The sequence below is a fragment of the Chelativorans sp. AA-79 genome (genome assembly GCF_029457495.1).
GTDB lineage: Bacteria > Pseudomonadota > Alphaproteobacteria > Rhizobiales > Rhizobiaceae > Chelativorans.
The window spans coordinates 1,107,386-1,128,821 of the sequence record NZ_CP120361.1; the positions used below are offsets into that span (position 1 = coordinate 1,107,386).

Genomic DNA, 21,436 nt, shown 5'->3' on the forward strand with positions numbered 1-21,436 from the left:
AGCGAATGCGAGCGCATCGCGCCCTCTCTCAAATTGACAGCTCTATTTGCGAGACGATAGCTTCATCCGCTGGGTGGAGCCGAGCCTATGCTCGGCGCGGCGTGACGGTGACCAGCGGGAAGCCGGGTCGAATTTGGTCGGGAGGAAAAATGGCCACCAATGTCGTTCTGCAGAAGGTCTTCAAGCGCTACGGCGACGTGGCGGTGATCCACGGGGTCGATATCAATATCGAACCGGGTGAGTTCGTCGTCTTCGTCGGCCCGTCCGGCTGCGGAAAGTCCACCCTTCTGCGCATGATCGCCGGGCTTGAGCCGATCACGGGCGGCGATCTCGTCATCGATTCGGAGCGCATGAACGACGTGCCTCCCGCCAGGCGCGGCATCGCGATGGTTTTCCAGTCCTACGCGCTCTATCCGCACATGACCGTGTACAAGAATCTCGCCTTCGGGCTCGAAACGATCGGCATGAAGAAGGCGGAGATCGACGTGCGCGTGCGCCGTGCGGCGGAAATCCTGCAGATCGGTCCGCTGCTGCAGCGCAAGCCCAAGCAGCTCTCGGGCGGCCAGCGGCAGCGCGTGGCGATCGGGCGCGCCATCACGCGCGAACCTAAGATCTTCCTCTTCGACGAGCCGCTCTCCAATCTCGATGCCGAACTGCGCGTGCAGATGCGGGTGGAGATCTCCCGGCTCCACAACGATCTCGGCAACACCATGATCTATGTCACCCACGACCAGGTGGAGGCCATGACCATGGCCGACAAGATCGTGGTGCTGCGCGCGGGCGTGGTGGAGCAGGTGGGTGCGCCGCTCGAACTCTACAATCGGCCGCGCAACAAGTTCGTCGCGGGCTTCATCGGTTCACCCAAGATGAACATGCTCGAGGCGAAGCTGCTGCGGAACGCGGGCGAGGCCGGCATCGAGATCGGCGGCGCCCGCATCGGGCTTGGGCGGGACCTGAACGCCGGGCACGAAGGCGACCACGTCTCCTTCGGCATCCGGCCGGAGCACCTCGCGCTGAACGAGAGCCCGGGCCATGTGAGCATCGGCGAGGTGACCGTCGATCTCATCGAAAGCCTGGGAAACCAGACCATGGTCTATGCCACGACGGCCGACAAGCAGCCGATCACGCTGGCGCTCGACGGCCAGCGTGAGCTCTTTCCCGGCACGAAGCATGCGGCCTGGTTCGACCCGGCGCGTGCGCATGTCTTCAACGGGGAAGAGCGGGCACTGTGAAGGCGCCTAGCCCTTCACGATCTCCACCCAGCTCGGAATGCGTCCCGTGGGCAGTGTCAGCCTCTTGTCGAGTGTGCCGGTCGCCGGATCGATCGCGAACACGTCGATGAAGGCGCTTTTTTCGCCAAGCGCGAGCAGGAACCTGCCATCGGGATCAATATTGACCGAGCGCGGCCAGGGAGCCGCAAAGGTGATCCCCGTCGGCTCCAGGCGCCCGGTTTCGGCATCGACGGCGAAACCCGCTATGGCGTTCGCGCTGCGGTCCGTGGCGTAGAGGAAACGTCCGTCAGGCGTGATGCGGATGTCCGCTCCCCAATGCTTTCCGCGCCAATGGGGCGGCAGGATCGGGAGCCTCTGGAGCGGCTCGGGCGTAAGCGCATCGCCGTCGAAGCCGAAGACCTCGACCGCCGAGATCTTCTCCGTCAGGAGATAACCGAAGCGCATCGATGGATGGAAGACGAAGTGCCTCGGGCCGCTTCCCGTGGCCGATCTTGCGCGTTCGGGAAGAAGCGTCAGCTTTCCCGCCGGATCGAGGCGATATTTCAGGACGACGTCGCTGCCGAGGCTGGCGGCAAGAAAGGTGTCGGTGCCGGGGATCGGCACGCAGCAATGCATGTTGGGCTCGGCGTCGAGCGTGTCGCTCGGGTCCTTCGCCACACCGTCAGGCCCGATCGGATTGATGCTGATCCTGCCGCCCGAATAGGATGCGGAAAGCAGGAACCGGCCGCTGCTATCGGTCGCGACATAGGCCATGCTGTCGGTCAGCGCGCTCTTGCCGAGGAAGGTCAACGACCTCACGGCGGCATCGACCGCATAGGTGAGCACCGCGCGGGGCGTGCCGCGGCAGGCGACGTAGAGCCTGCTCCGATCGGGGCTGAGCGTCATGGGATAGGCGTTGTCGGGGGCGCCCGTCTCCGCCAGCGGCATGTCCTCGAGATGGGCGAGCCCGCCGGATTCCTCCAACTCGTAAAGAGCAAGGCTGTTGTCGCCCGAATTGCAGACAATCACGAAACGGCCGGCCATCGTTCCCCCTCTGATCGATACGGATCGCGGCACACGCATATGTCAACTCCGTCGGCATTGCTGATTGCCGCACCGCCTTCGCTCAACGGTTTTCTCCACGGGTGCGGAAATTGTCAATCGACTTGCCAATCGTGTTGCTCAATCAGTGACCTTGTGGTTGAAGCGTCTATGGTTGGGGGAGCCGCGAGGACGCCGGACCTCCGCGATTCGGACGAGGTTTTGTTCAGGTACCAATGCTTGATGCCGCGGGAGGAGACTTCGCGGCCGGGCACAGGGAGGAAGACGATGGGGGAGAGAATTCGCAGGCGCCGTTATGCGCTGGTCGGGACGGGAAACCGCGGCACGAATATGTGGGGGAGCAGCCTGCTCGAAAAGTGGTCCGACTATGTGGACCTCGTGGCGATCTGCGAGACCAATCCGCTGCGCGGCGAGCGCGCGCGGGCGATGATCGGCGTCGATGCGCCCATCTATGCCGATTTCGACCAGTTGCTTGCCGATAAGCGGCCGGATCTCGTCATCGTCTGCACGCCGGACCACACGCATGACGACATCATCGTCAAAGCACTCGATTTCGGCTGCGACGTCATCGCGGAAAAGCCGATGACAACCACGCCGGAAAAGATTCGCCGCATCCTGGAGGCGGAAAGCCGGTCCGGCAAAAAGGTCGACGTCTCCTTCAATTACCGCTTCGCGCCGACATCGGCCAGGATCAAGGAACTCCTGATCGAAGGTGCGATCGGCACCGTCACGTCCGTCGACTTCCACTGGTATCTCGATACGCGGCACGGTGCGGATTATTTCCGCCGCTGGCATGCGTACCGGCAATATTCCGGCAGCCTGTTCGTGCACAAGTCGAGCCATCATTTCGACCTGCTCAACTGGTATCTCGACACAGAGCCGGAGACGGTGAGCGCCTTCGGCGAGCTTCGCAACTACGGCAAGGCCGGGCCATTCCGCTGGTCCCGCTGCAAGACGTGTCCTTACAAGGCCGAATGCAACTACTATTTCGATCTCGGCTCGGATCCGTTCCTGGACGCGCTTTATGAAGAGCCGTCGGAATATGACGGCTATTTCCGCGATGCCTGCGTCTATCGCGAGGATATCGACATTCCCGATACGATGGTGGCAACGATCCGCTACCGTAACGCGGTGACGGCATCATACTCCGTCAATACCTTCATGCCGATCGAAGGCCACCACATCGCCTTCAACGGCACCATGGGGCGCATCGAACTGCGCCAGTACGAGGCACAGCCCTGGGAGACACCGCGAAGCGACGAGATACTGCTCGTGCGTAATTTCGGCGGCGAGGTCGAGCGCATCACCGTCCCGCATCAACCCGGTGGCCACTATGGCGGCGACGACCGGATGCGGAACATGATCTTCAAGCCCGGCATGGTGGATGGGCTGAGGCAGCGTGCCAATTCGCGGGCAGGGGCCATGTCCGTCCTTTGCGGCGTGGCTGCCATGGAGAGCGTCCGGACGGGCCGCATGGTCCGCATCGACGAATTGATGCCGGAACTCGATTGAAGGGGCGGTGGCTGCCGCCTCAGCCGGGCGCCTGCGGTTTCTACCGCTGATCGGGGGCGGGCGTTTCGCAGAGGCTTTCGCCTTTGGCATCACGCGCCATGCATTCGGCCCGGTCGAAGCTCTCGCCGGTCGTCCGCACCGCACTCGCCATTCCCCCCATGCCGCAGCCGGAGGCCGATAGCGCCAACAGGATCACCGGCACGATTTTCAGGCCCCGCTCTGTTCGCATCGACGTTCCGGCCCGTCTCATTCCGTCGTCCAGCCTGTTCGTTGCTTCGCCTCAACGGCGAGAAGTAATGCGTTTCCGCGGCGTTGCAATCCCTTCATGCGCCGGTTTTCTCGTTCATGGAGGATCGGGTCGGCGCCTGCCGGATCGCGCGATTACGGCCTGGCCCATCGGTTGGTCATTGAGTGCACCGTTGCGCCGGCCTTATGATCGCCTTGGAACACCAGAGGGTTTCGTCCCGCCGCCGGCGGTCGTCGGGATCACAAGAAGAAAGGAACAGCCCATGTCGACAGTCATCAAAGGTGGAACCATCGTGGCCGCGGACCGCAGCTACGAGGCCGACATCCTGATCGAGGGGGAGACGATCGCCGCGATCGGCAGGGACCTGAAAGGCGACAAGGTGGTCGACGCCGAAGGCGCCTATGTCATGCCTGGCGGTATCGACCCGCACACGCATCTGGAAATGCCCTTTATGGGCACCACCGCCGCCGAAACCTGGGAATCGGGCACCTATGCCGCGATCTCCGGCGGGACGACCATGGTGGTCGACTTTGTGATCCCCGGGCCGGCAGGGATGCTGGCCGCCCTCGACGAGTGGCAGGAGCGGGCTGCCCGCCAGGCATCGTCGGACTATTCGCTGCATATGTGCGTGACCGGCTGGTCGAAGCAGAACTTCGACGATATGGCACTCGTCGTCGAGCGTGGCATCAACACCTTCAAGCATTTCATGGCCTACAAGGGCGCGCTGATGGTGAACGACGACGAGATGTTCGCCTCCTTCCAGCGCTGCGCCGCTCTCGGCGCGCTGCCGCTGGTGCATGCGGAGAACGGCGACATCGTCGCGGCCCTGCAGCAGAAATACCTGCAGGAGGGCATTTCAGGGCCCGAGGCGCACGCCTATTCGCGCCCGCCGGAGGTGGAGGGCGAGGCCACCAATCGCGCCATCATGATCGCGGACGCGGCGGGAGTCCCCGTCTATATCGTGCACACCTCCTGCGAGCAGTCGCACGAGGCGATCCGTCGCGCCCGGCAGAAGGGCATGCGCGTTTACGGCGAGCCCTTGATCCAGCATCTCCTGCTCGACGAATCCGAATACCGCAATCCTGACTGGGAAGAGGCGGCGCGGCGGGTGATGTCGCCGCCTTTCCGCGACAAGCGGCATCAGGACAGCCTTTGGGCGGGGCTCGCGGCAGGCTCGCTCCAGGTCGTGGCGACCGATCATGCGGCTTTCACCACGGAGCAGAAGCGCCTCGGTCTCACCGACTTCACCAAAATTCCCAACGGCACCGGCGGGCTGGAGGATCGCATGCCGCTCCTGTGGACGTATGGGGTGAAGACCGGCCGGCTCACGCCCAACGAGTTCGTGGCGGTCACCTCCACTAATATCGCCCAGATCCTCAACATCTACCCGCAGAAGGGGGCGATCCTGCCGGGCTCCGATGCCGACCTCGTGGTGTGGGACCCGTCGAAGTCGAAGACGATCAGCGCGTCCGCGCAGCGGTCGATCATCGACTACAACGTGTTCGAAGGCTTCGAGGTGAACGGGCTGCCGCGCTACACGCTGTCGCGCGGCGAAGTGGTCTATGGCGAGGAGGGCAGCAACGAGCCGCGTCCGGGACGCGGACGCTTCGTGCCCCGCCCGGCGTTTCCCGCCGTCAACAAGGCGCTGTCCACCTGGAAGGAGATCGTCGCCCCGCGCGCGGTGGAGCGCTCCGCGAAACATATGCCGATCGGCGTGTGATCCGCGCTGAAAAGCAGGCCGGCCGTCCTGCCGGCCTGCTCCAGCCGCGGGGCGGTCAGCCCCTCTCGGGCGAGAATTTTCTCCGGCTCCCGTCTCCAGCGCAACTCCATTTCTCGATTCCGGTGGCCCTTGCCGTGAAATAGACTTATTCCTCACTGGGTGGCCTTGGGGCCGCTACGCTACATCCGGAGCAAGCCGATGACCGCGATCCATTTCTCCCGACGTTCGCTGCTGCAGGGTAGCGCCTCCCTTATCGCTCTGGCCGCCATGCCCTCCGCTGCTTTCGCGCAGGCTTCGGGTGGGCGGCTGGTGGTCGCCGCGGATTCGGAGCCGAAGAACCTCAATCCCGCGATCGTCGCCTCCAACGGCGTGTTCTTCATCTCGAGCAAGATCGTGGAGCCCCTGGCCGAAGCATCCTTCGAGGGAGAGGACGGGCTTGCGCCGCGGCTGGCCACCTCATGGGAAGGATCGGAGGACGGGCTGTCGGCCACCTTCAAGCTCAGGCAGGGCGTGACCTGGCATGACGGGCAGCCCTTCACCTCCGCCGATGTCGCCTTCTCGGCGCTGCAGGTCTGGAAGCCGCTGCAGAATCTCGGCCGGCTGGTCTTCGCCAATCTGGAGGCGGTGGACACGCCCGACGAGCACACGGCGATCTTCCGCTTCTCTAAGCCGACGCCTTTCCAGCTCATCCGCAACGCGTTGCCTGTGGTGACGGCTGTGGTGGCGAAACATGTCTACGAGGGGGAGGCGGACATCGCCGCGAGCCCCAAAAACAACGAACTCATCGGAACGGGACCGTTCAAGTTCGCCGAATACAGGCCGGGCGAATATTACCGGCTGACGAAGAACGAGAACTATTGGGACGAAGGCCTGCCCAGGCTCGACGAGATCATCTATCGCGTGCTGCCAGACCGGGCGGCGGCCGCCGGCGCGCTCGAGGCGGACGAGATCCAGCTTGCCGCCTTCAGCCAGGTGCCGCTTTCGGACCTCGAGCGCATCTCCAAGGTGGACGGCATCGCCGTCTACACCAAGGGCTACGAGGCTCTGACCTACCAGCTCACGGTGGAGATCAACCACCGCCGCAAGGAGTTGGCCGATCTCAAGGTGCGCCAGGCCATCGCGCATGCGATCGACAAGGATTTCGTCGTGAGGACGATCTTCCTCGGCTATGCGACCGCCTCCACCGGCATCGTGCCGAAGAACGCGCCCGAGTTCTACGATCCCTCCGTCCCCACCTACGCGTTCGACGTCGACAAGGCGAACGCCCTGCTCGACGAGGCCGGTTATCCGAAGGATGCGAACGGCCAGCGCTTCTCGCTCAGGCTTCTGCCGGCACCCTATTTCAGCGAGACGCGCCAGTTCGGCGACTATCTGCGCCAGGCGCTGGCCAAAGTCGGGATCGACGCGCGGATCGTGAACAACGACGCCGCCGCTCACCAGAAGGCCGTCTACACCGACCATGAATTCGATCTGGCGGTGGCCCCGACCGTCTTCCGCGGCGATCCGGCGATCTCGACCACCATCCTCGTGAAGAGCGGCATTCCCGCAGGTGTGCCGTTCTCGAACCAGGGCGGTTTCGAGAACCAGGAGCTCGACGCGCTGATCGAGAAGGCCAACACGACGGTCGACACGGCCGAACGCACCGAGCTGTTCAAAGAGTTCCAGAAACGGGTGGCGGAGACCCTGCCGCTCATCAACGTTGCCGAGTGGGGATTCGTGACCGTGGCGCGCACCAGCGTGAAGAACGTCTCCAACAATCCCCGCTGGGCGGTCTCCAACTGGGCGGACACGGCAGTGGAGGCGTAGGCGGAAGGCGGATTCATGACAGGATCGGCGCTCCTTCACGCCCCCCTCCGGCCTGCCTGCCATTTTCGCCGACATTCTTCGTGCAACGCAGATGGTTGGCAAAAGCTTGGACGACAGCCGATCTTCCCCCTTGAGGGGGAGATGGCCGGCAGGCCGGAGGGGGGTGCTCAGGGGCGATACGCTGCCCGGTCGAACTCGACCCGTTCGGGTCCTCGATGAACCGGGCATTACGGCTCCTGAGACGCAGGCTGGTGAGCAGTATTCCGGTGCTGCTGATCGTCGTCGTGGGCACCTTCTTCCTCCTGGAGCTCGCGCCGGGTGACGCGGTGGATGCCTATCTCGTCACCATCGGCGGGGGCGATCCGGCGCTCGTCCAGGCGCTCAGGGAAAGCTACGGACTGGACCAGTCGCCGCTTGCGCGCCTCTGGATCTACCTCGTCTCGCTCGCGCGCCTCGATCTCGGCTGGTCCGTGCAGTTCGCCCGGCCCGTGCTCGACATCATCCTGGAGCGGCTGCCCAACACGCTCTGGCTGATGGGAAGCGCGCTCGCTCTCTCCTTCGGCCTGGGCACGGCGCTCGGGGTCGTCGCCGGCGCGCGGCCGGGCAGCGCGCGCGACCGCGTCCTCTCCGTCGGCTCGCTCGCCCTTTACGCGGTGCCGAGCTTCTGGCTCGGGCTCGTCTTGAGCATCGTCTTCGCCGTGCAGTTGCGCTGGCTGCCCACCTCGGGCATCGAGACGATCGCCTCGGGCAAGGAGGGGCTTGCCCGCGCGCTCGACATCGCGCGGCATCTGATCCTGCCGGTGAGCGCGCTCGGCTTCATCTATCTCGCGCTGTTCCTTCGCATGATGCGCGCCGGCATGGCCGAGATCTGGCGGCAGGATTTCGTGCTTGCCGCCCGCGCAAAGGGGCTTGCACGCGGGCGCATCGTGCTCAGGCACGTGGCGCGCAACGCGCTCCTGCCGCTCGTCACCATGCTCGGGCTCCAGGCGGCTGCCATGCTCGGCGGCAGCGTGGTCATAGAGAGCGTCTTCGCCATTCCCGGTTTCGGCCGGCTGGCGCAGGAGGCCGTCGCCGGGCGCGATGCGCCGCTCCTGATCGGCATCATCATCGTCAGCGCGGTGCTGGTGATCCTCATCAATCTCGTCGTCGACATCGCCTATGCCTTGCTCGACCCACGCGTCGGCGCCTCGGAGGCGGCGGCATGACGGTGCTCGCCCGCCTCGTCCGTTCGCCCGAGGGCCTGGCCGGGCTTCTGCTGCTGGCGTTGCCTGTTGCCGCCGCCCTTCTGGCGGATGTCTTCTTCCCCGGCGATCCGCTTTCCATCGCGGGCCCGGCCCTGGTGCCGCCCTTCAGCGATACGGCCTTTCCGCTCGGGACCGATCGGCTGGGCCGCGACGTGCTTGCCGGCCTCGTCCATGGCGCGCGCGCTTCGCTGGCCGTGGGCCTTGCGGCGGCGATCGTCGCGCTCTTTATAGGCGCGCTGGTGGGCACCGTCGCCGGTTTTGCCGGGGGGCTGGTCGACGAGGCGCTGATGCGGTTGGTCGAGGCCTTCCAGATCGTGCCCGGCCTGCTGCTCGCGCTCGCCTTCGTCAGCGTTGCGGGCGCCTCTCTTCCGGTCGTCATCTTCGCCATCGCGCTCAGTGCATGGACCGGGCCGGCGCGCCTGGCGCGTGCCGAGGTGCTCTCGATCCGCGAGCGGGATTACGTCGCCTCCGCCCGCGTGATCGGCATGCATCCGGCGGAGATCGCCTTCCGCGAGGTGCTGCCCAACGCGTTGCCGCCGGTGCTGGCGCTCAGTTCCGTGATCGTCGCGGGTGCGGTGCTCATAGAGGCCGCGCTCTCCTTCCTGGGGCTCGGGGACCCCAACATCGTCACCTGGGGATCGATGATTGCGGAGGGGCGCAACGTGCTGCGCTCCGCACCCTTCCTGTCGATCGTGCCGGGGATCGGGCTGGTGGTGACGGTGCTCGGCGTCTACCTCCTTTCCGAGGGGCTGAGCAACGCCCTGGCCGTGCGCAGGATCAGCCCGTGACTGCGCCGCTTGCCACACTCCGCAAGCTGTCGGTGAGCTACCGCGCTGGCGGCGCGGCGCATGCCGCGCTCTCCTCGGTGGATCTCGACCTCTTCCAGGGCGAGCGGCTTGCGATTATCGGGGAAAGCGGGTCGGGGAAGAGCACGCTTGCGCTTGCGCTTGCCGGTCTGCTGCCGGAAAACGCGGTGCGGACGGGCGTGGTCGACTGGCCGGGCCTCGGCCGAGAGCCGGTTCCCGGCCGTGACATCGGCTTCGTCTTCCAGGATGCGAGTGCGAGCCTCAACCCGGTTCTGACCGTGGGCGAGCAGGTCGCAGAGGTCGTGCGGCGGCACACCGGGGCCGGTTGGCCGGAAGCCTTGAAGGAAGCGGAACGGCTGCTTGCGCGCGTGCGCATCCCGCAACCCGAGAAGGCGGTGAGATCCTATCCGCACCAGTTTTCCGGCGGGCAGCGTCAGCGCATCGCCATCGCCGCTGCCATTGCCGCCCGGCCGAGGCTGCTCGTCGCCGACGAGCCGACGAGCGCGCTCGACACCATCGTGCAGGCCGAGATCGTCGGGCTGCTCGACGGTCTCGTGCGGGAGGCGGATATGACGCTCGTCTTCATCACGCATGACATCGCGCTCGCTTCCGGCTTTGCCGACCGCATCGCGGTATTCCACGAGGCGCGGTTGGTCGAGGCAGGTCCCACCCGAAGCCTGCTCGCCGGGCCGCGCGAGCCCTATACCAGGCGGCTGCTCGAAAGCAGCATCGATCTTGCAACGCCGCCGCTGGTTTCGCCATGACGCTGCTTTCGATTCAAGGTGTGTCGAAGACCTATGCGGACGGAGGGCGCCGCGTGGCGGCGCTTCAGGATATCTCGCTGAGCCTCGAAACGGGCAGGACGCTTGGGCTTGTCGGACCCTCGGGAAGCGGAAAGTCCACGCTTGCGCGTGTGCTCCTGCGGCTTCTCGAGCCCGATTCCGGGCAGATCCATTTCGCGGGGGTCGATCTGCTGGCGCTGAAGAGCGCGCCGCTCCGGACCATGCGCAGGCGGCTCCAGATGGTGTTCCAGGAACCGCTCGCGGCCTTCAATCCCCGTGCCACGGTGGCGGACGCAATCGGCGATCCCCTGCGCATCCATCGGCTTGCCGGTCGGCGTGAACGGCCCGCCAGGGTTGCCGCCCTGCTGGAGCGCGTGGGGCTTTCGCCCGCACTCGCCCCACGCTCGATCCACGAGGTCTCCGGCGGGCAGCGACAGCGTGTGGCGATCGCGCGGGCCGTGGCCACCAGCCCGGACCTCATCGTCCTCGACGAGGCTGTATCCGCGCTCGACGTAACCGTGCGCGGGCAGATCCTGGAACTGTTGGTTTCGCTCCAGCGCGACAATGGCCTTGCCTACATCTTCGTTTCCCACGACCTTGCTGTCGTGCGGGCGATCTCCCACGAGATCGCGATCATGGACGGCGGGCGTATCGTGGAAAGCGGTGTTGCGACGGAAGTAACCGCCAACCCGAGCTCGCAGACCGGCCGTGCCCTGGTGGCGGCGGTCCCGCGCATCAAATTTCAAGGAGCCGGCGATGTCCGATTTTGACCCGTCCTTCCTGCTCGACGTGCCGCCATACCCGCGCGAAGGCTACGCCACGCTTGCGGACCGTCTCGCCGCCATCTTGCGCACGCGCAACGACGTCCTCCTCGTCCAGGGCGAGGCGATCATAGCGCTGGAAGCGGCCGCCACGAGCATCGCCAGGCCGAAGATGCGCGCGCTCAACGTGGTGACCAGCCCCTATGGCCGGCTTTTCGGGCTATGGCTCGAGCGCAGTGGGGCGGAGGTGGCGCATCTCGTCGCGCAGCCAGGCTTGCCGGTCACGGTGGAGGCCCTTACCGGCGCACTGCAAGCGCGGCCGGAGACCAATCTCGTCGCGCTGGCCCATGCGGAATCCGCGACGGGGATCCTCAATCCCCTCCCGGAGATCGCGCGGCTGGCGCGGCGGCAGGGTGCCTTGCTGGTGGTCGATGCCGTTGCGTCCGTGGGCGGTCATGCACTCGATGTCGATGAGCTTGGGATCGACATTGCCGTGATCGGCCCTCAGAAGTCGCTCGGTGGCCCGTCCGGCCTTTCGGCGCTTTCGGTCAGCAGCCGGGCCTGGGAGGCGATCATGCGGCCGGATGCGCCGGTGGCTTCCATTCTTTCCCTGGCCGATTTGAGGCTCAATTGGCTGGATTCCGGGCGTGGTGAACTGCCCGGCATGCCTTCTCCACTCGAATTCCACGCGCTGGAGGTTGCACTCGACAGGGTGGAAGCGGAAGGGCTCGATGCGCTCATCGCCCGCCACACGCTCGCGGCGCAGGCCACGCGCGACGGACTTGCCGCGCTTGGACTTCCCTCGTGGGTGGAAGACCGCGACGCTTCGAACCTCGTTACGGCGGCTCTTCTTCCGGCCGGTCTCTCCGCGGATGCAGTGGTCCGCCATCCTGCCGCGATCGCCGCGGGGCTGGACAAGGGCGTGGGTGACTTGCCGCGTGATCCGGTTCGCCTCAATCACACGGGGCCCCGAGCAAGACACGAGGTGGTTCGCGCCAACCTGTCCGCGCTCGGGCAGGCGCTTCGTGAATGCGGCGTATCCGTCGACGTGGCGGCCGCAGTCGCCGCCGTGGACGTGCATTACCGGGATCGAGCGGCCGGGATGCGCCTTGTGTAAACCGGACGAGCCGGAGAGGATAAACGCCGGGGCGCCCCGCCGGAAGCTTTTGTTGGCGGCGAAGCGCTCCGAAGCGGTTTCGGTCAGTGCTTCGACAGGAACATGGATTCCAGTTGCTGCACGTTCGGAATGGTCCCGTTCTGGCTCAGCTTGTCGACGATGCCGGGCAGGGCCGAGGAGAGCTGGGTCAGAAGCTCCTGCTCGTTCAAGCCGGAATGCTGGGCAAGCTGCTTGACCGTATTCGGGCCGAGGGCGGCGCCGAGCTGGGTCGGCTGGATAGGCTTGTTCGGGCCGTTGCCGAGCCACGAGTTGACGGCATCGCCATGGCCTGCACCCTGCAATGTGCTGAGCAGGCCGCCCAGGCCGCTGGCGAGCGCGCCGCCGAGAGGCGTGCCGTTCGCCGCGCCTGTCGCGGGCTGGGCCGCTGCGGCGTTTGCATGGTGGGCGCTCACCATCTTGCCCACGGCAAGCGCGCCGAGTGCGAGCATCAGCGGCTTGCCGACGCCCGAACTCGCCGGTCCCGGATTCAGGAGGTCACCAAGAAGTCCCATTGTTTGTCTCCATAGTTGTGGCAGATTGGAAAGAGTCGCCCGCCCGCAGGTGGCGGCTCAAAGCGGTATTTGACGGGGATGCGGGTTCAGCTGCCTTTCAGCCGCTTGTTGCACTCGCTGTAGTAGCCGCCGCCCTTCTCGATCCAGTTCAGGCCGCCATTGCCGCCATTGGCCTTGTTGGTGCGGTACTGGTCGAGGCAGGTGAGCATGCGGGCCTTGCCCGGCGACTGGTTCGAATATTGCTGGGAAACGGAGGACGGGAAGACCGTGCTGCCCGAGGACTGTGTGCCGGAAAGGCCGAGATTGCCGAGGATGCTGTTTATGCTCGACGTGGTCTCCCCGGTCGCCGCGCCCGGTGCTGCGGCGGTGCTGCCGCTGACGGTGGCGGTGCCGCTGCCGAGGGTGGCAGAGGCGTTCGGGCCGCACTCGGCTTTGCGGAAGTCGTTCCACTTCATCCCGTTCAGGGCGTCGGCCTTCTTGGCCGCCTGATACTTTGCGCTGCATTCATGCATCGTCAAAGCCTGAGTGGGTGCGGCTCCGGCGATGAGGACCAGCGAAGCTGCGGCAAGGGAAATACTCAAAGTACGAACTGACATGATGCCCTCTGTAAAATGCTGAGCGTTACAGCGTTTCAGAATGTGCCGGACGACTGCGCGAAACCTGCAGTCCCCTCTGACAGAGGCGTACCAGAACGTAAGCGCAGGTTGTATTCAACCTTGTTTATGATATACAGTTTACGTACTCAAAGCGCGCGGAATACACTTTAGTTAAACACGTTGCGGTTGTGCTTGTATTGAGCGCTGCGCGCCAGGCCGGCGCGGTTCGATGGGCGGAGGCCGCAGGGTTGGGCCCGCCGTTGGCGGGTTGCCGCGCCAGCCGAAGAAGGCGGCTCAGGAGTCCAGGCTTCCGTCCTTCAGTTCCGCCACGAAATTGTATGCATCCCCGCGATAGATCGAATGCGTGTATTCAACGGCGCGGCCGCTCCTCCCGTAGGATGTCCGCTCCATGAGGAGCGCTGCGGCGCCGCGCGCGGTCTCCAGCAGTTTCGCCGAGGCGGCATCGAGCGAGATGGCGCTCAGGCGCTGCGTCGCGCGCACGGGCCGGTGGCCACGTTCGGCAAGAAGCCGGTAGAGCGAGCCCGAACCCGGCTTGGCGTCGGCCAGGATATAAGCGGGCACGGCCGCGGTCTCGATCGCAAGCGGCATTCCGTCCGCAAGGCGGAGGCGCTTCAGCCGTACGACCTCCTCTTTGTCCGCCAATGCGAGCGCCGCCCTCTCGCCGGTGGCAGCCTCAACGACCATCATATGCAGCACCCGTGTGGTGGGGCGGTAGCCGCGCTTCATCATCTCCTCGGAAAAGGAGGAGAGCTGCCATAGCGGCTGTTCGATGCGGGTGGGCATGGCGCGCACGAAGGTGCCGCTGCCCTGCCGCGTCTCGAGAATGCCGGTCTCGCAGAGGCTGCGATAGGCCGCCCTTACCGTCACGCGCGCCACGCCAAGCTTCTCGGCGAGGCTGCGCTCGGTGGGAAGCGCGCTGCCGACGGCGATCACGCCCTCGCTGACGCGGCGCGCCAGCGCCTCCGCCAGCCGGCGATAGGCGGGTCCTGGTCCGTCCTCGATCACAAGCTCCATGGCGGCCTCGAAACTGTCTTTCTGCATGGGCGATGATGTAATGCCAATTTAGGACCGATGGCAAACGGAGGCGCTTCTCCCGCCGCCCGGCCTCCTGGGAGCGCGGCCCCGTTCCCCCGTTCAGCCGGCCTTGTCCAGGAGCGGGTAGATCACCTGGCCGTCCTCCTCGCCGCGCGGGAATTTCCCCTCCTGGCTCTCCTTGACGGCGAGTTTGTATCCGGACGGGCTCGTGCCGATGTAGCGCTTGAACATGCGGGAGAAGTAATAGACGTCGGAATAGCCCACGAGGGCGGCCGCCTCGATCACCGTCTTGCCGCTCGCAAGCAGGTTCATCGCCCGCTCCATGCGCTTGAACTCCTGGAACTTCCTTGGCGTCCAGCCGATCTGGCGGCGGAACTCGCGCTTGAAATAGTCGGGATTGTAGGGCGCCTGGACGACGACGCGTCCGGCCACGTTCTCGTCCAGTGGATCGGCGGTGATCTGCGTGGCGGCCAGCATGATCGAGAGCGATATGCCCTCCGCGTGCCCCATGGCGCCGACCGGCTGCGTGTTCCAGGCGATGAAGGCACCCTCCAGGAACTCGATCAGGATGAACATGAAGAGGTGGTGCTGGAGGAGGGTGGTCGAGGAGGCGGGCGCGATGGCGTGGTAATAGCGCACCACCGGCTCGAGTAGTTCCCAGCGCGAGAAGCGTATCACCCGGTCGTAGTGCATCTGCGAGAGCAGGTCGTGCTTGCCGAAAAGGTCGAGCGTGAAGTGCTGCGCGATGCCCGTATAAGCCTCGCCGGACGCATGCCAGCCCACGAAGCGGCTGCCCGCCGGGATCAGCATCGCGTCCCCCGGCGTGAGCGTGTAGGAGGCGTTGTCGACGACATAGCTGCCCCCGCCGGTCAGGCATACGACAAGGTCGTGAACCGTGTTCGACTTGTCCACCCGCCAGGTCTGCGAATGCTGCATCTTGATGGTCGAGCGGGTGAGCGTGAGCTTCAGTGCATTCTCCGGAATCCCCGCCAGGACGCCGCCTTCGATTTTATCCATCCTTTTTTCCGAATTCGTGAATTCAAAATGGGTCATTCGCGCAGGATAGTCGCATCAGTTATCGCGGCAAAGCGCGAAATTCGCGCCGTTCTGGGAGGAGTGATGGAGCCGCCGGTCTATTCGGCGCGCCTGTCCGGTGACGGGAGGCTCCATCAATCGTGTTGGCATGCATGATTTCGCATATGCTTCGGACGGGCTGACGGTCATCCCCGCTTCGGCTTCCTCTGGGGCGGGAAACTGATGGGCGGCGACAGCAGATATCTGGGGCTCGCCTATATCGCGCCCTATCTGGCGGGGCTGCTCGTCTTCACGGCGATCCCTTTCGTCGCGTCCTTCTATCTCAGCTTCACCGATTACAATCTGATGCGTCCGCCGCGCTGGGCCGGCATCGACAATTACGTGCAGCTCTTCACGCGCGACCGGACCTTCAACAAGTCGCTGTCGGTGACGCTCCTCTACGTCTTGCTGACGGTGCCCCTGAAGCTCGCCTTCGCGCTCTTCATCGCCTACATCCTGAATTACCGCCTGAAATTCATCAATTTCTTCCGCACCGCCTATTACGTGCCCTCCATCCTGGGCGGGTCGATCGCGGTCGCGGTGCTGTGGCGCTACATCTTCGCCGATTCCGGCCTGGTCAACATGGTGATCACGGCGCTGGGCTTCGAGGCGGTGAACTGGTTCGGCGAGCCGGGCAACGCGCTTTTCACCATCACGCTGCTCAGGTTGTGGCAGTTCGGCTCGGCGATGGTGATCTTCCTCGCCGCGCTGCAGAGCATCGACAAGTCGCTCTATGAGGCGGCCTCCATCGACGGCGCCGGCAAGTGGCACACCTTCTTCTATATCACCCTGCCGCTGATCACGCCGGTGATCTTCTTCAATCTGGTCATGCAGATGGTCCAGGCCTTCCAGGAGTTCAACGGACCCTATGTGATCACGGAGGGCGGGCCATTGAAGTCGACTTATCTGCTTCCCCTCTACATCTATGAGGAAGCCTTCAAGAAGTTCGACATGGGCTACGCCTCCGCACTCGCCTGGGTGCTCTTCGCCATCATCATGGTGCTGACGCTGATCGCCTTCTGGTCGTCGCGGCACTGGGTCTACTACGCCGGCGACAAGCGGAGCTGATGATGGTTGTTCAAATGTCGAACCCGGGACTCCTGCCACTCACCCCCTCTGGCCTGTCGGCCATCTCCCCTCAAGGGGGAGATCGGCTGTTGCAATGGCTTTCGCCAATCGCCGCCGTTGCAGAAGAGACGGTGGAGCAAGCGGCCGGCGTAATCTCCCCCCTTGAGGGGGAGATGGCCGGCAGGCCAGAGGGGGGTGTGAAGCGCGGCAACTTCAACGATCAGGCGCCCACCCATGGCTGAGGCCGTCATCCGCACCCAAGAAGACATGGAGACCGACCGCACGCTGGCGGAAGGCCGGCGCATACACGCGGTCTCCTCCATGGTGCGCTATGCGATCCTGGCGGGGGTGGGGTTCCTGATGCTCTATCCGCTGATCTGGCTGATCGGCGCCTCCTTCAAGAACAATGCCGAGATCTTCGCCAATCCGGGCTTCATCCCGCATTCGCCGACGCTCGACGGCTATATCCAGGGCTGGAAGACCTCCACGCCCTATACCTTCGGCACCTTCTTCTGGAACACGTTCCTCATCATCCTGCCGAAGGTGATCGGCACGGCCATCTCCTGCACGGCGGTGGCCTACGGCTTCGCGCGGTTCGAGTTCCCGGGCAAGCGCATCCTATTTGCCAGCCTCATCGCCACGCTGCTGCTCCCGAACGTGGTCACGCGCATCCCGCAATACCTGCTCTTCCGGGACCTCGGCTGGCTCGATACGTTCCTGCCGCTCTGGGTGCCCTCGGCCTTCGCCGGAGACGCCTTCTTCGTCTTCATGTTGGTGCAGTTCCTGCGCGCCATCCCGCGCGACATGGAGGAGGCCGCGCGCGTCGACGGCGCCACCACGCTGCAGACCTTGGTCTTCATCGTCGTGCCCATGCTTGCCCCGGCGCTGATCTCGGTCTGCCTGTTCCAGTTCATGTGGACGATGAACGATTTCCTCGGGCCGCTGATCTACCTCTCCTCGGTCGACAAATATCCCGTTTCGCTGGCGCTGAAGCTGTCGATCGATACCACGGAAGCATTCCAGTGGAACCGCATCCTGGCCATGTCGGTGCTCGCGCTCGTTCCCTCGCTCGCCGTGTTCTTCCTGGCCCAGAAATACTTCATCGAGGGCATCTCCGCCGGCGGAGTGAAAGGATAGGTATATGGCACGCCTGCAGATCAGAAGCCTCGAAAAGGTTTACGGAAACGCCTTCAAGGCCGTGCACGGCATCAGCCTCGACGTGGCCGACGGCGAGTTCATGGTGCTGGTTGGGCCTTCAGGCTGCGCCAAGTCCACGACTCTGCGCATGATCGCGGGGCTCGAGACCATCACCGGCGGGGAAATCCGTATCGGCGAGCGCGTGGTCAACAATCTCGCGCCCGGCCAGCGCGGCGTCTCCATGGTGTTCCAGAACTATGCGCTCTACCCGCACATGAAGGTGCGCAACAACCTCGCTTTCAGCCTGAAGCTCAAGCGGCGGCCGAAGCCCGAGATCGAGGAGGCGACGCGCGCCGTCTCCGGCATCCTGGAAATCGGCGAACTGCTCGAGCGGCTGCCGAAGCAGCTCTCCGGCGGCCAGGCGCAGCGCGTGGCGGTCGGCCGTGCGCTCATCAAGAAGCCGGACGTCTTCCTGTTCGACGAGCCGCTCTCCAATCTCGATGCCAAGCTACGCGCCTCCATGCGCGTGCGCATCACGGACCTGCACAAGCGGCTGAAGCAGGACGGCCTCTCCTCCACGGTGGTCTATGTCACCCACGACCAGACGGAGGCCATGACGATGGGCGACCGCATCTGCGTCATGAAGGACGGGCGCATCATGCAGGTGGCCGACCCGGTTACGCTCTACAACAGGCCGGAAAACACTTTCGTGGCGGGCTTCATCGGCAGCCCGGAGATGAACCTCATCGACGGCATCGCGGCGCTCGACGGATCGCTGCGCATCCAGCTTGCGGGCCAGACGCTCGCCTTCGGGCCGGATCTCGCGGATCGGCTTGCCGCCGGCGACGGCGACGCGGTGACGGTAGGCATCCGGCCGCAGCATTTCGCGATCGCGGGACGGGACGAGGACAATGCGCTCGAAGGCCGCGTGGCGCATATCGAGTTCATGGGGCACGAGGTCTATCTCCACGTGGATCTGGGCGACGCGCGCATCGTCGCCGTCGTGCCCTCCGACCGTTACAACCCCGCCGATATCCGCGACGACCGCATCAGGCTCGTGCCGCGCGAGGCGGCGGTGCACGTCTTCGACCGGGAGACGGGGCGCAATGTCAGTCTTCCGGCGGATGCATGAAACTTCGACCAATCGGGAGGATAAGATGTCGAAAGCAATGACTGCACTGGCCGTGATCCTGGCGCTCGGCGCCGGGGCCGGCACCGCGCAGGCGGCAGATCTGCGTATGTCCTGGTGGGGCGGCGACAGCCGCCATGTGGCCACCCAGGAGGCACTCAAGGCCTGTGGCGAAAAGCACGGCCACACGATCCAAGCGGAATTCACCGGCTGGTCGGGGCACCAGGAGAAGGTGGCCACGCAGCTTGCCGGCGGCACCGAGGCCGACATCATGCAGATCAACTGGCCGTGGCTGCCGCTCTTCTCGCTCGACGGCTCGGGCTTCGCCGATTTGAACGGGTACAAGGACGTCATCGACCTCGGCCAGTGGTCGGAAGACCAGCTTGCGAGCGGCACGATGAACGGCAAGCTGAACGGCCTGCCGGTTTCCACCACCGGCCGCGTCTTCTTCTTCAACAAGGCCACATTCGACAAGGCGGGCCTGCCGCTGCCCACGAGCTGGAACGAGCTGATCGAGGGCGCTGCGGTCATCAAGGAGAAGCTCGGGCAGGATTACTATCCCTTCGACGCGGCCGGAGGATCCGATGGGCTGAGCGCCATCCTGAACGTCTCGCTGGTGACGACCCAGATGACCGGCAAGGACCTGATCGATCCCGCCACCAATACCGTCGCGTGGACGCCGGAGGAGCTGCAGAAGGGGATCGAGTTCAACAAGAGCCTGGCCGACAAGGGCGTGATCCGCGACTGGAAGACGGTCGCAGGCGGCGGCAATGTGGACCTGTTCGAGCTGCCGGCCTGGTCGGAGGGCAAGATCGCCGGTTCCTATGAATGGGATTCGACCTATTCGAAATTCAACGATCCCATCAAGGACGGTGAGCTGGTTCCGGTGAAGCTCCTGAAGGTCGAGGGTGCGGTCACCGAAGGCGTCTACCGCAAGCCTTCCATGGTCTTCTCCATTTCCAGGAACAGCAAGGACCCGCAGGCCGCGGCGCAGATGGTCAACTGCCTGCTCAACGAACCGGAAGGCATCCAGGCGCTCGGCGACTCCCGCGGCATACCGTCGAGCCGCATCGCGGCGGAGACCCTTGCCGAAAGCGGCGTGATCAATCCGCAGCTCCTGGAGGCGCACAAGATCGTGATGGAAGGCGAGGGGCCGACCGTCTCGCCCTTCAACGAGCATCCGGAAGTGCGCGAGATCTTCAGGGATGCCCTGGAGGCTCATGCCTACGGCCAGATCTCCTCGGAGGACGCCGCTCACGAGATCATCGACGGCATCAATGACGTGCTGGCGGGCCTCTGACATCACCTGCGGCGGCGGGACCTCCGCCGCCGCCTTCAAACATCTTTGTTCGCGCTGGTAAGAGCTTCTCTGGAAGAGCCTTGCCTACGGAGAAGTAGATTGCGCGCCATGCTGATGGACTATTTCGATGCCTATGCCACCACCTATGAGCCCTACAAAGGCGGCGCGTGGTGCTACGAGGACGGCTGCGTCTATCGCGGGCTCTCCCTTCTTCATGGAGCGACGGGCGAGGAGCGCTGGCTGCGGCATCTGAAGCGGCTCGTCGATGCGCAGGTTTCCGCGGGCGGCGACCTTGCGGGCTACTCGACCGAAGACTTCAACATTGACAACATCCTGTCGGGCCGGGCGCTGATCCATCTTTACCGGCTCACCGCGGAAGAACGGTATTTCGCGGCGGCGGAGCTGCTCGTGCGCCAGCTCCGCGCGCATCCGCGCACGAAATCCGGAGTGTACTGGCACAAGAAGATCTATCCGTGGCAGATCTGGCTCGACGGGCTCTATATGGGGCTGCCCTTCCAGATCGAGTTCGGGCAGCTTGCGCAGGACGACGCGCTCGTCGAGGATGCGCTCTCCCAGCTTCTCACCGCGCTCGATCTGACGCAGGTGCCGGAGACCGGGCTCTATTCCCACGGCTATGACGAAAGCCGTACCCAGACATGGGCCGACCCGCAGACCGGGCGTTCTCCCGCCCATTGGGCGCGGGCGCTCGGCTGGCTTTCCATGGCGCTGGTCGATATCATGGAACTCGCCGGCCGAAAACGCGCGGCGGAGACGGGAATCGGCGACGCAACCGCCTCGCTCCTGAAACGGCTGCTCCAACTCCGCACGGGCGAGGGCCTGTGGTTTCAGGTGATCGACCGGCCGGGCCTTGCGGGCAACTATCCCGAGACCTCGGCGACGGCCATGTTCGCCTATGCCCTGCTGAAAGCGGGCCGTCTCGGCCTCGGGGCCTTCGAGCGCGCCGGCGAGGAAGGCCTGCGGGCCCTGGCCGCGTCATCTCTGCAAGAGGAAGACGACGGCAGGCTCCGGCTGGCGGGCATCTGCCAGGTTGCGGGGCTCGGCGGGCTTTCAGGCGTCTACCGCGACGGCACGGCAGCCTATTATCTCAGCGAGCCGGTGGTCGAGGACGACGCCAAGGGGGTCGGGCCGCTGATGATGGCCAAGGCGGAGGCGTTCAGTGCCGCGTCCGCAAGGGCCGAGGCTCCTCTGCTCGACGCCCTCCGCTGACGCGGCCGGCCTCGCCGAAGCGACGCGATT

General features: G+C 64.9%; 21 protein-coding genes. 15 read left to right on the forward strand and 6 right to left on the reverse strand.

Features of this window, described 5'->3' with window-relative positions:
* Positions 1–149 precede the first annotated feature (149 nt).
* Positions 150–1,232 carry an ABC transporter ATP-binding protein gene (locus PVE73_RS05665; protein WP_277366013.1) on the forward strand — a complete coding sequence of 361 codons (1,083 nt, stop codon included), beginning with the start codon at positions 150–152 and terminating at the stop codon, positions 1,230–1,232.
* Positions 1,233–1,238: 6 nt separating this feature from the next.
* Here the strand turns inward: PVE73_RS05665 and PVE73_RS05670 are convergent, their stop codons facing one another.
* A complete protein-coding gene (locus tag PVE73_RS05670; protein ID WP_277366014.1) occupies positions 1,239–2,255 on the reverse strand; it encodes a beta-propeller fold lactonase family protein in 1,017 nt (338 codons plus the stop codon).
* 285 nt (positions 2,256–2,540) lie between these two features.
* Between PVE73_RS05670 and PVE73_RS05675 the strand changes: the two genes are divergently transcribed.
* Positions 2,541–3,785: a Gfo/Idh/MocA family oxidoreductase gene (locus tag PVE73_RS05675; RefSeq protein ID WP_277366015.1), complete on the forward strand. Its 1,245-nt coding sequence runs from the start codon at positions 2,541–2,543 to the stop codon at positions 3,783–3,785.
* Between the two features lie 40 nt (positions 3,786–3,825).
* On the opposite strand, the gene PVE73_RS05680 is transcribed toward PVE73_RS05675, so the two are convergent.
* Complete coding sequence (locus tag PVE73_RS05680) at positions 3,826–4,014, reverse strand: hypothetical protein (RefSeq protein ID WP_277366016.1); 189 nt, start codon at positions 4,012–4,014, stop codon at positions 3,826–3,828.
* A 280-nt stretch (positions 4,015–4,294) separates the two neighbouring features.
* Between PVE73_RS05680 and hydA the strand changes: the two genes are divergently transcribed.
* From hydA to PVE73_RS05715, 7 genes are all read left to right on the forward strand, one after another.
* Positions 4,295–5,752 carry a dihydropyrimidinase gene (gene hydA / locus PVE73_RS05685; protein ID WP_277366017.1) on the forward strand — a complete coding sequence of 486 codons (1,458 nt, stop codon included), beginning with the start codon at positions 4,295–4,297 and terminating at the stop codon, positions 5,750–5,752.
* Between the two features lie 198 nt (positions 5,753–5,950).
* Positions 5,951–7,558 (forward strand): ABC transporter substrate-binding protein, encoded by a 1,608-nt coding sequence (locus PVE73_RS05690; protein ID WP_277366018.1) that lies wholly within the window; start codon positions 5,951–5,953, stop codon positions 7,556–7,558.
* Between the two features lie 215 nt (positions 7,559–7,773).
* The gene (locus PVE73_RS05695) at positions 7,774–8,763 is read left to right on the forward strand and encodes an ABC transporter permease (RefSeq protein WP_277366019.1); all 990 of its coding nucleotides are present in this window, start codon (positions 7,774–7,776) and stop codon (positions 8,761–8,763) included.
* A complete protein-coding gene (locus PVE73_RS05700; protein WP_277366020.1) occupies positions 8,760–9,590 on the forward strand; it encodes an ABC transporter permease in 831 nt (276 codons plus the stop codon). The genes PVE73_RS05695 and PVE73_RS05700 overlap by 4 nt, the downstream gene beginning before the upstream one ends.
* A complete protein-coding gene (locus PVE73_RS05705; protein ID WP_277366021.1) occupies positions 9,587–10,372 on the forward strand; it encodes an ABC transporter ATP-binding protein in 786 nt (261 codons plus the stop codon). The genes PVE73_RS05700 and PVE73_RS05705 overlap by 4 nt, the downstream gene beginning before the upstream one ends.
* Positions 10,369–11,160: an ATP-binding cassette domain-containing protein gene (locus PVE73_RS05710; protein WP_277366022.1), complete on the forward strand. Its 792-nt coding sequence runs from the start codon at positions 10,369–10,371 to the stop codon at positions 11,158–11,160. Before PVE73_RS05705 ends, PVE73_RS05710 begins: the two co-directional genes overlap by 4 nt.
* Positions 11,147–12,268: an aminotransferase class V-fold PLP-dependent enzyme gene (locus PVE73_RS05715; RefSeq protein WP_277366023.1), complete on the forward strand. Its 1,122-nt coding sequence runs from the start codon at positions 11,147–11,149 to the stop codon at positions 12,266–12,268. The genes PVE73_RS05710 and PVE73_RS05715 overlap by 14 nt, the downstream gene beginning before the upstream one ends.
* A gap of 83 nt (positions 12,269–12,351) precedes the next feature.
* Here PVE73_RS05715 and PVE73_RS05720 read toward each other — a convergent pair whose 3' ends face one another.
* From PVE73_RS05720 to PVE73_RS05735, 4 genes are all read right to left on the reverse strand, one after another.
* Positions 12,352–12,819: a YidB family protein gene (locus PVE73_RS05720; protein WP_277366024.1), complete on the reverse strand. Its 468-nt coding sequence runs from the start codon at positions 12,817–12,819 to the stop codon at positions 12,352–12,354.
* A gap of 86 nt (positions 12,820–12,905) precedes the next feature.
* On the reverse strand, positions 12,906–13,415 hold the full coding sequence (locus tag PVE73_RS05725; protein WP_277366025.1) for a hypothetical protein: 510 nt from the start codon (positions 13,413–13,415) through the stop codon (positions 12,906–12,908).
* A 294-nt stretch (positions 13,416–13,709) separates the two neighbouring features.
* Positions 13,710–14,477 (reverse strand): GntR family transcriptional regulator, encoded by a 768-nt coding sequence (locus PVE73_RS05730; RefSeq protein ID WP_277366026.1) that lies wholly within the window; start codon positions 14,475–14,477, stop codon positions 13,710–13,712.
* Between the two features lie 93 nt (positions 14,478–14,570).
* Positions 14,571–15,488, reverse strand: coding sequence for an AraC family transcriptional regulator (locus PVE73_RS05735; RefSeq protein WP_277366027.1), 918 nt, complete (start codon positions 15,486–15,488; stop codon positions 14,571–14,573).
* A gap of 240 nt (positions 15,489–15,728) precedes the next feature.
* Here PVE73_RS05735 and PVE73_RS05740 point away from each other — a divergent pair, with 240 nt between their 5' ends.
* The 6 genes from PVE73_RS05740 (at position 15,729) to PVE73_RS05765 (ending at position 21,406) form a co-directional block, all read left to right on the forward strand.
* Positions 15,729–16,613, forward strand: coding sequence for a sugar ABC transporter permease (locus PVE73_RS05740; protein ID WP_277366028.1), 885 nt, complete (start codon positions 15,729–15,731; stop codon positions 16,611–16,613).
* Positions 16,613–16,855, forward strand: coding sequence for a hypothetical protein (locus tag PVE73_RS05745; RefSeq protein ID WP_277366029.1), 243 nt, complete (start codon positions 16,613–16,615; stop codon positions 16,853–16,855). Before PVE73_RS05740 ends, PVE73_RS05745 begins: the two co-directional genes overlap by 1 nt.
* A 25-nt stretch (positions 16,856–16,880) precedes the next feature.
* The gene (locus PVE73_RS05750) at positions 16,881–17,750 is read left to right on the forward strand and encodes a carbohydrate ABC transporter permease (protein ID WP_277367357.1); all 870 of its coding nucleotides are present in this window, start codon (positions 16,881–16,883) and stop codon (positions 17,748–17,750) included.
* Positions 17,751–17,754: 4 nt separating this feature from the next.
* Positions 17,755–18,882, forward strand: a complete 1,128-nt coding sequence (gene ugpC / locus PVE73_RS05755; RefSeq protein ID WP_277366030.1) for a sn-glycerol-3-phosphate ABC transporter ATP-binding protein UgpC — start codon at positions 17,755–17,757, stop codon at positions 18,880–18,882.
* A gap of 37 nt (positions 18,883–18,919) precedes the next feature.
* Positions 18,920–20,179 carry an ABC transporter substrate-binding protein gene (locus PVE73_RS05760; protein WP_277367358.1) on the forward strand — a complete coding sequence of 420 codons (1,260 nt, stop codon included), beginning with the start codon at positions 18,920–18,922 and terminating at the stop codon, positions 20,177–20,179.
* A gap of 108 nt (positions 20,180–20,287) precedes the next feature.
* Positions 20,288–21,406, forward strand: a complete 1,119-nt coding sequence (locus PVE73_RS05765; protein WP_277367359.1) for a glycoside hydrolase family 88 protein — start codon at positions 20,288–20,290, stop codon at positions 21,404–21,406.
* Positions 21,407–21,436: the final 30 nt, after the last annotated feature.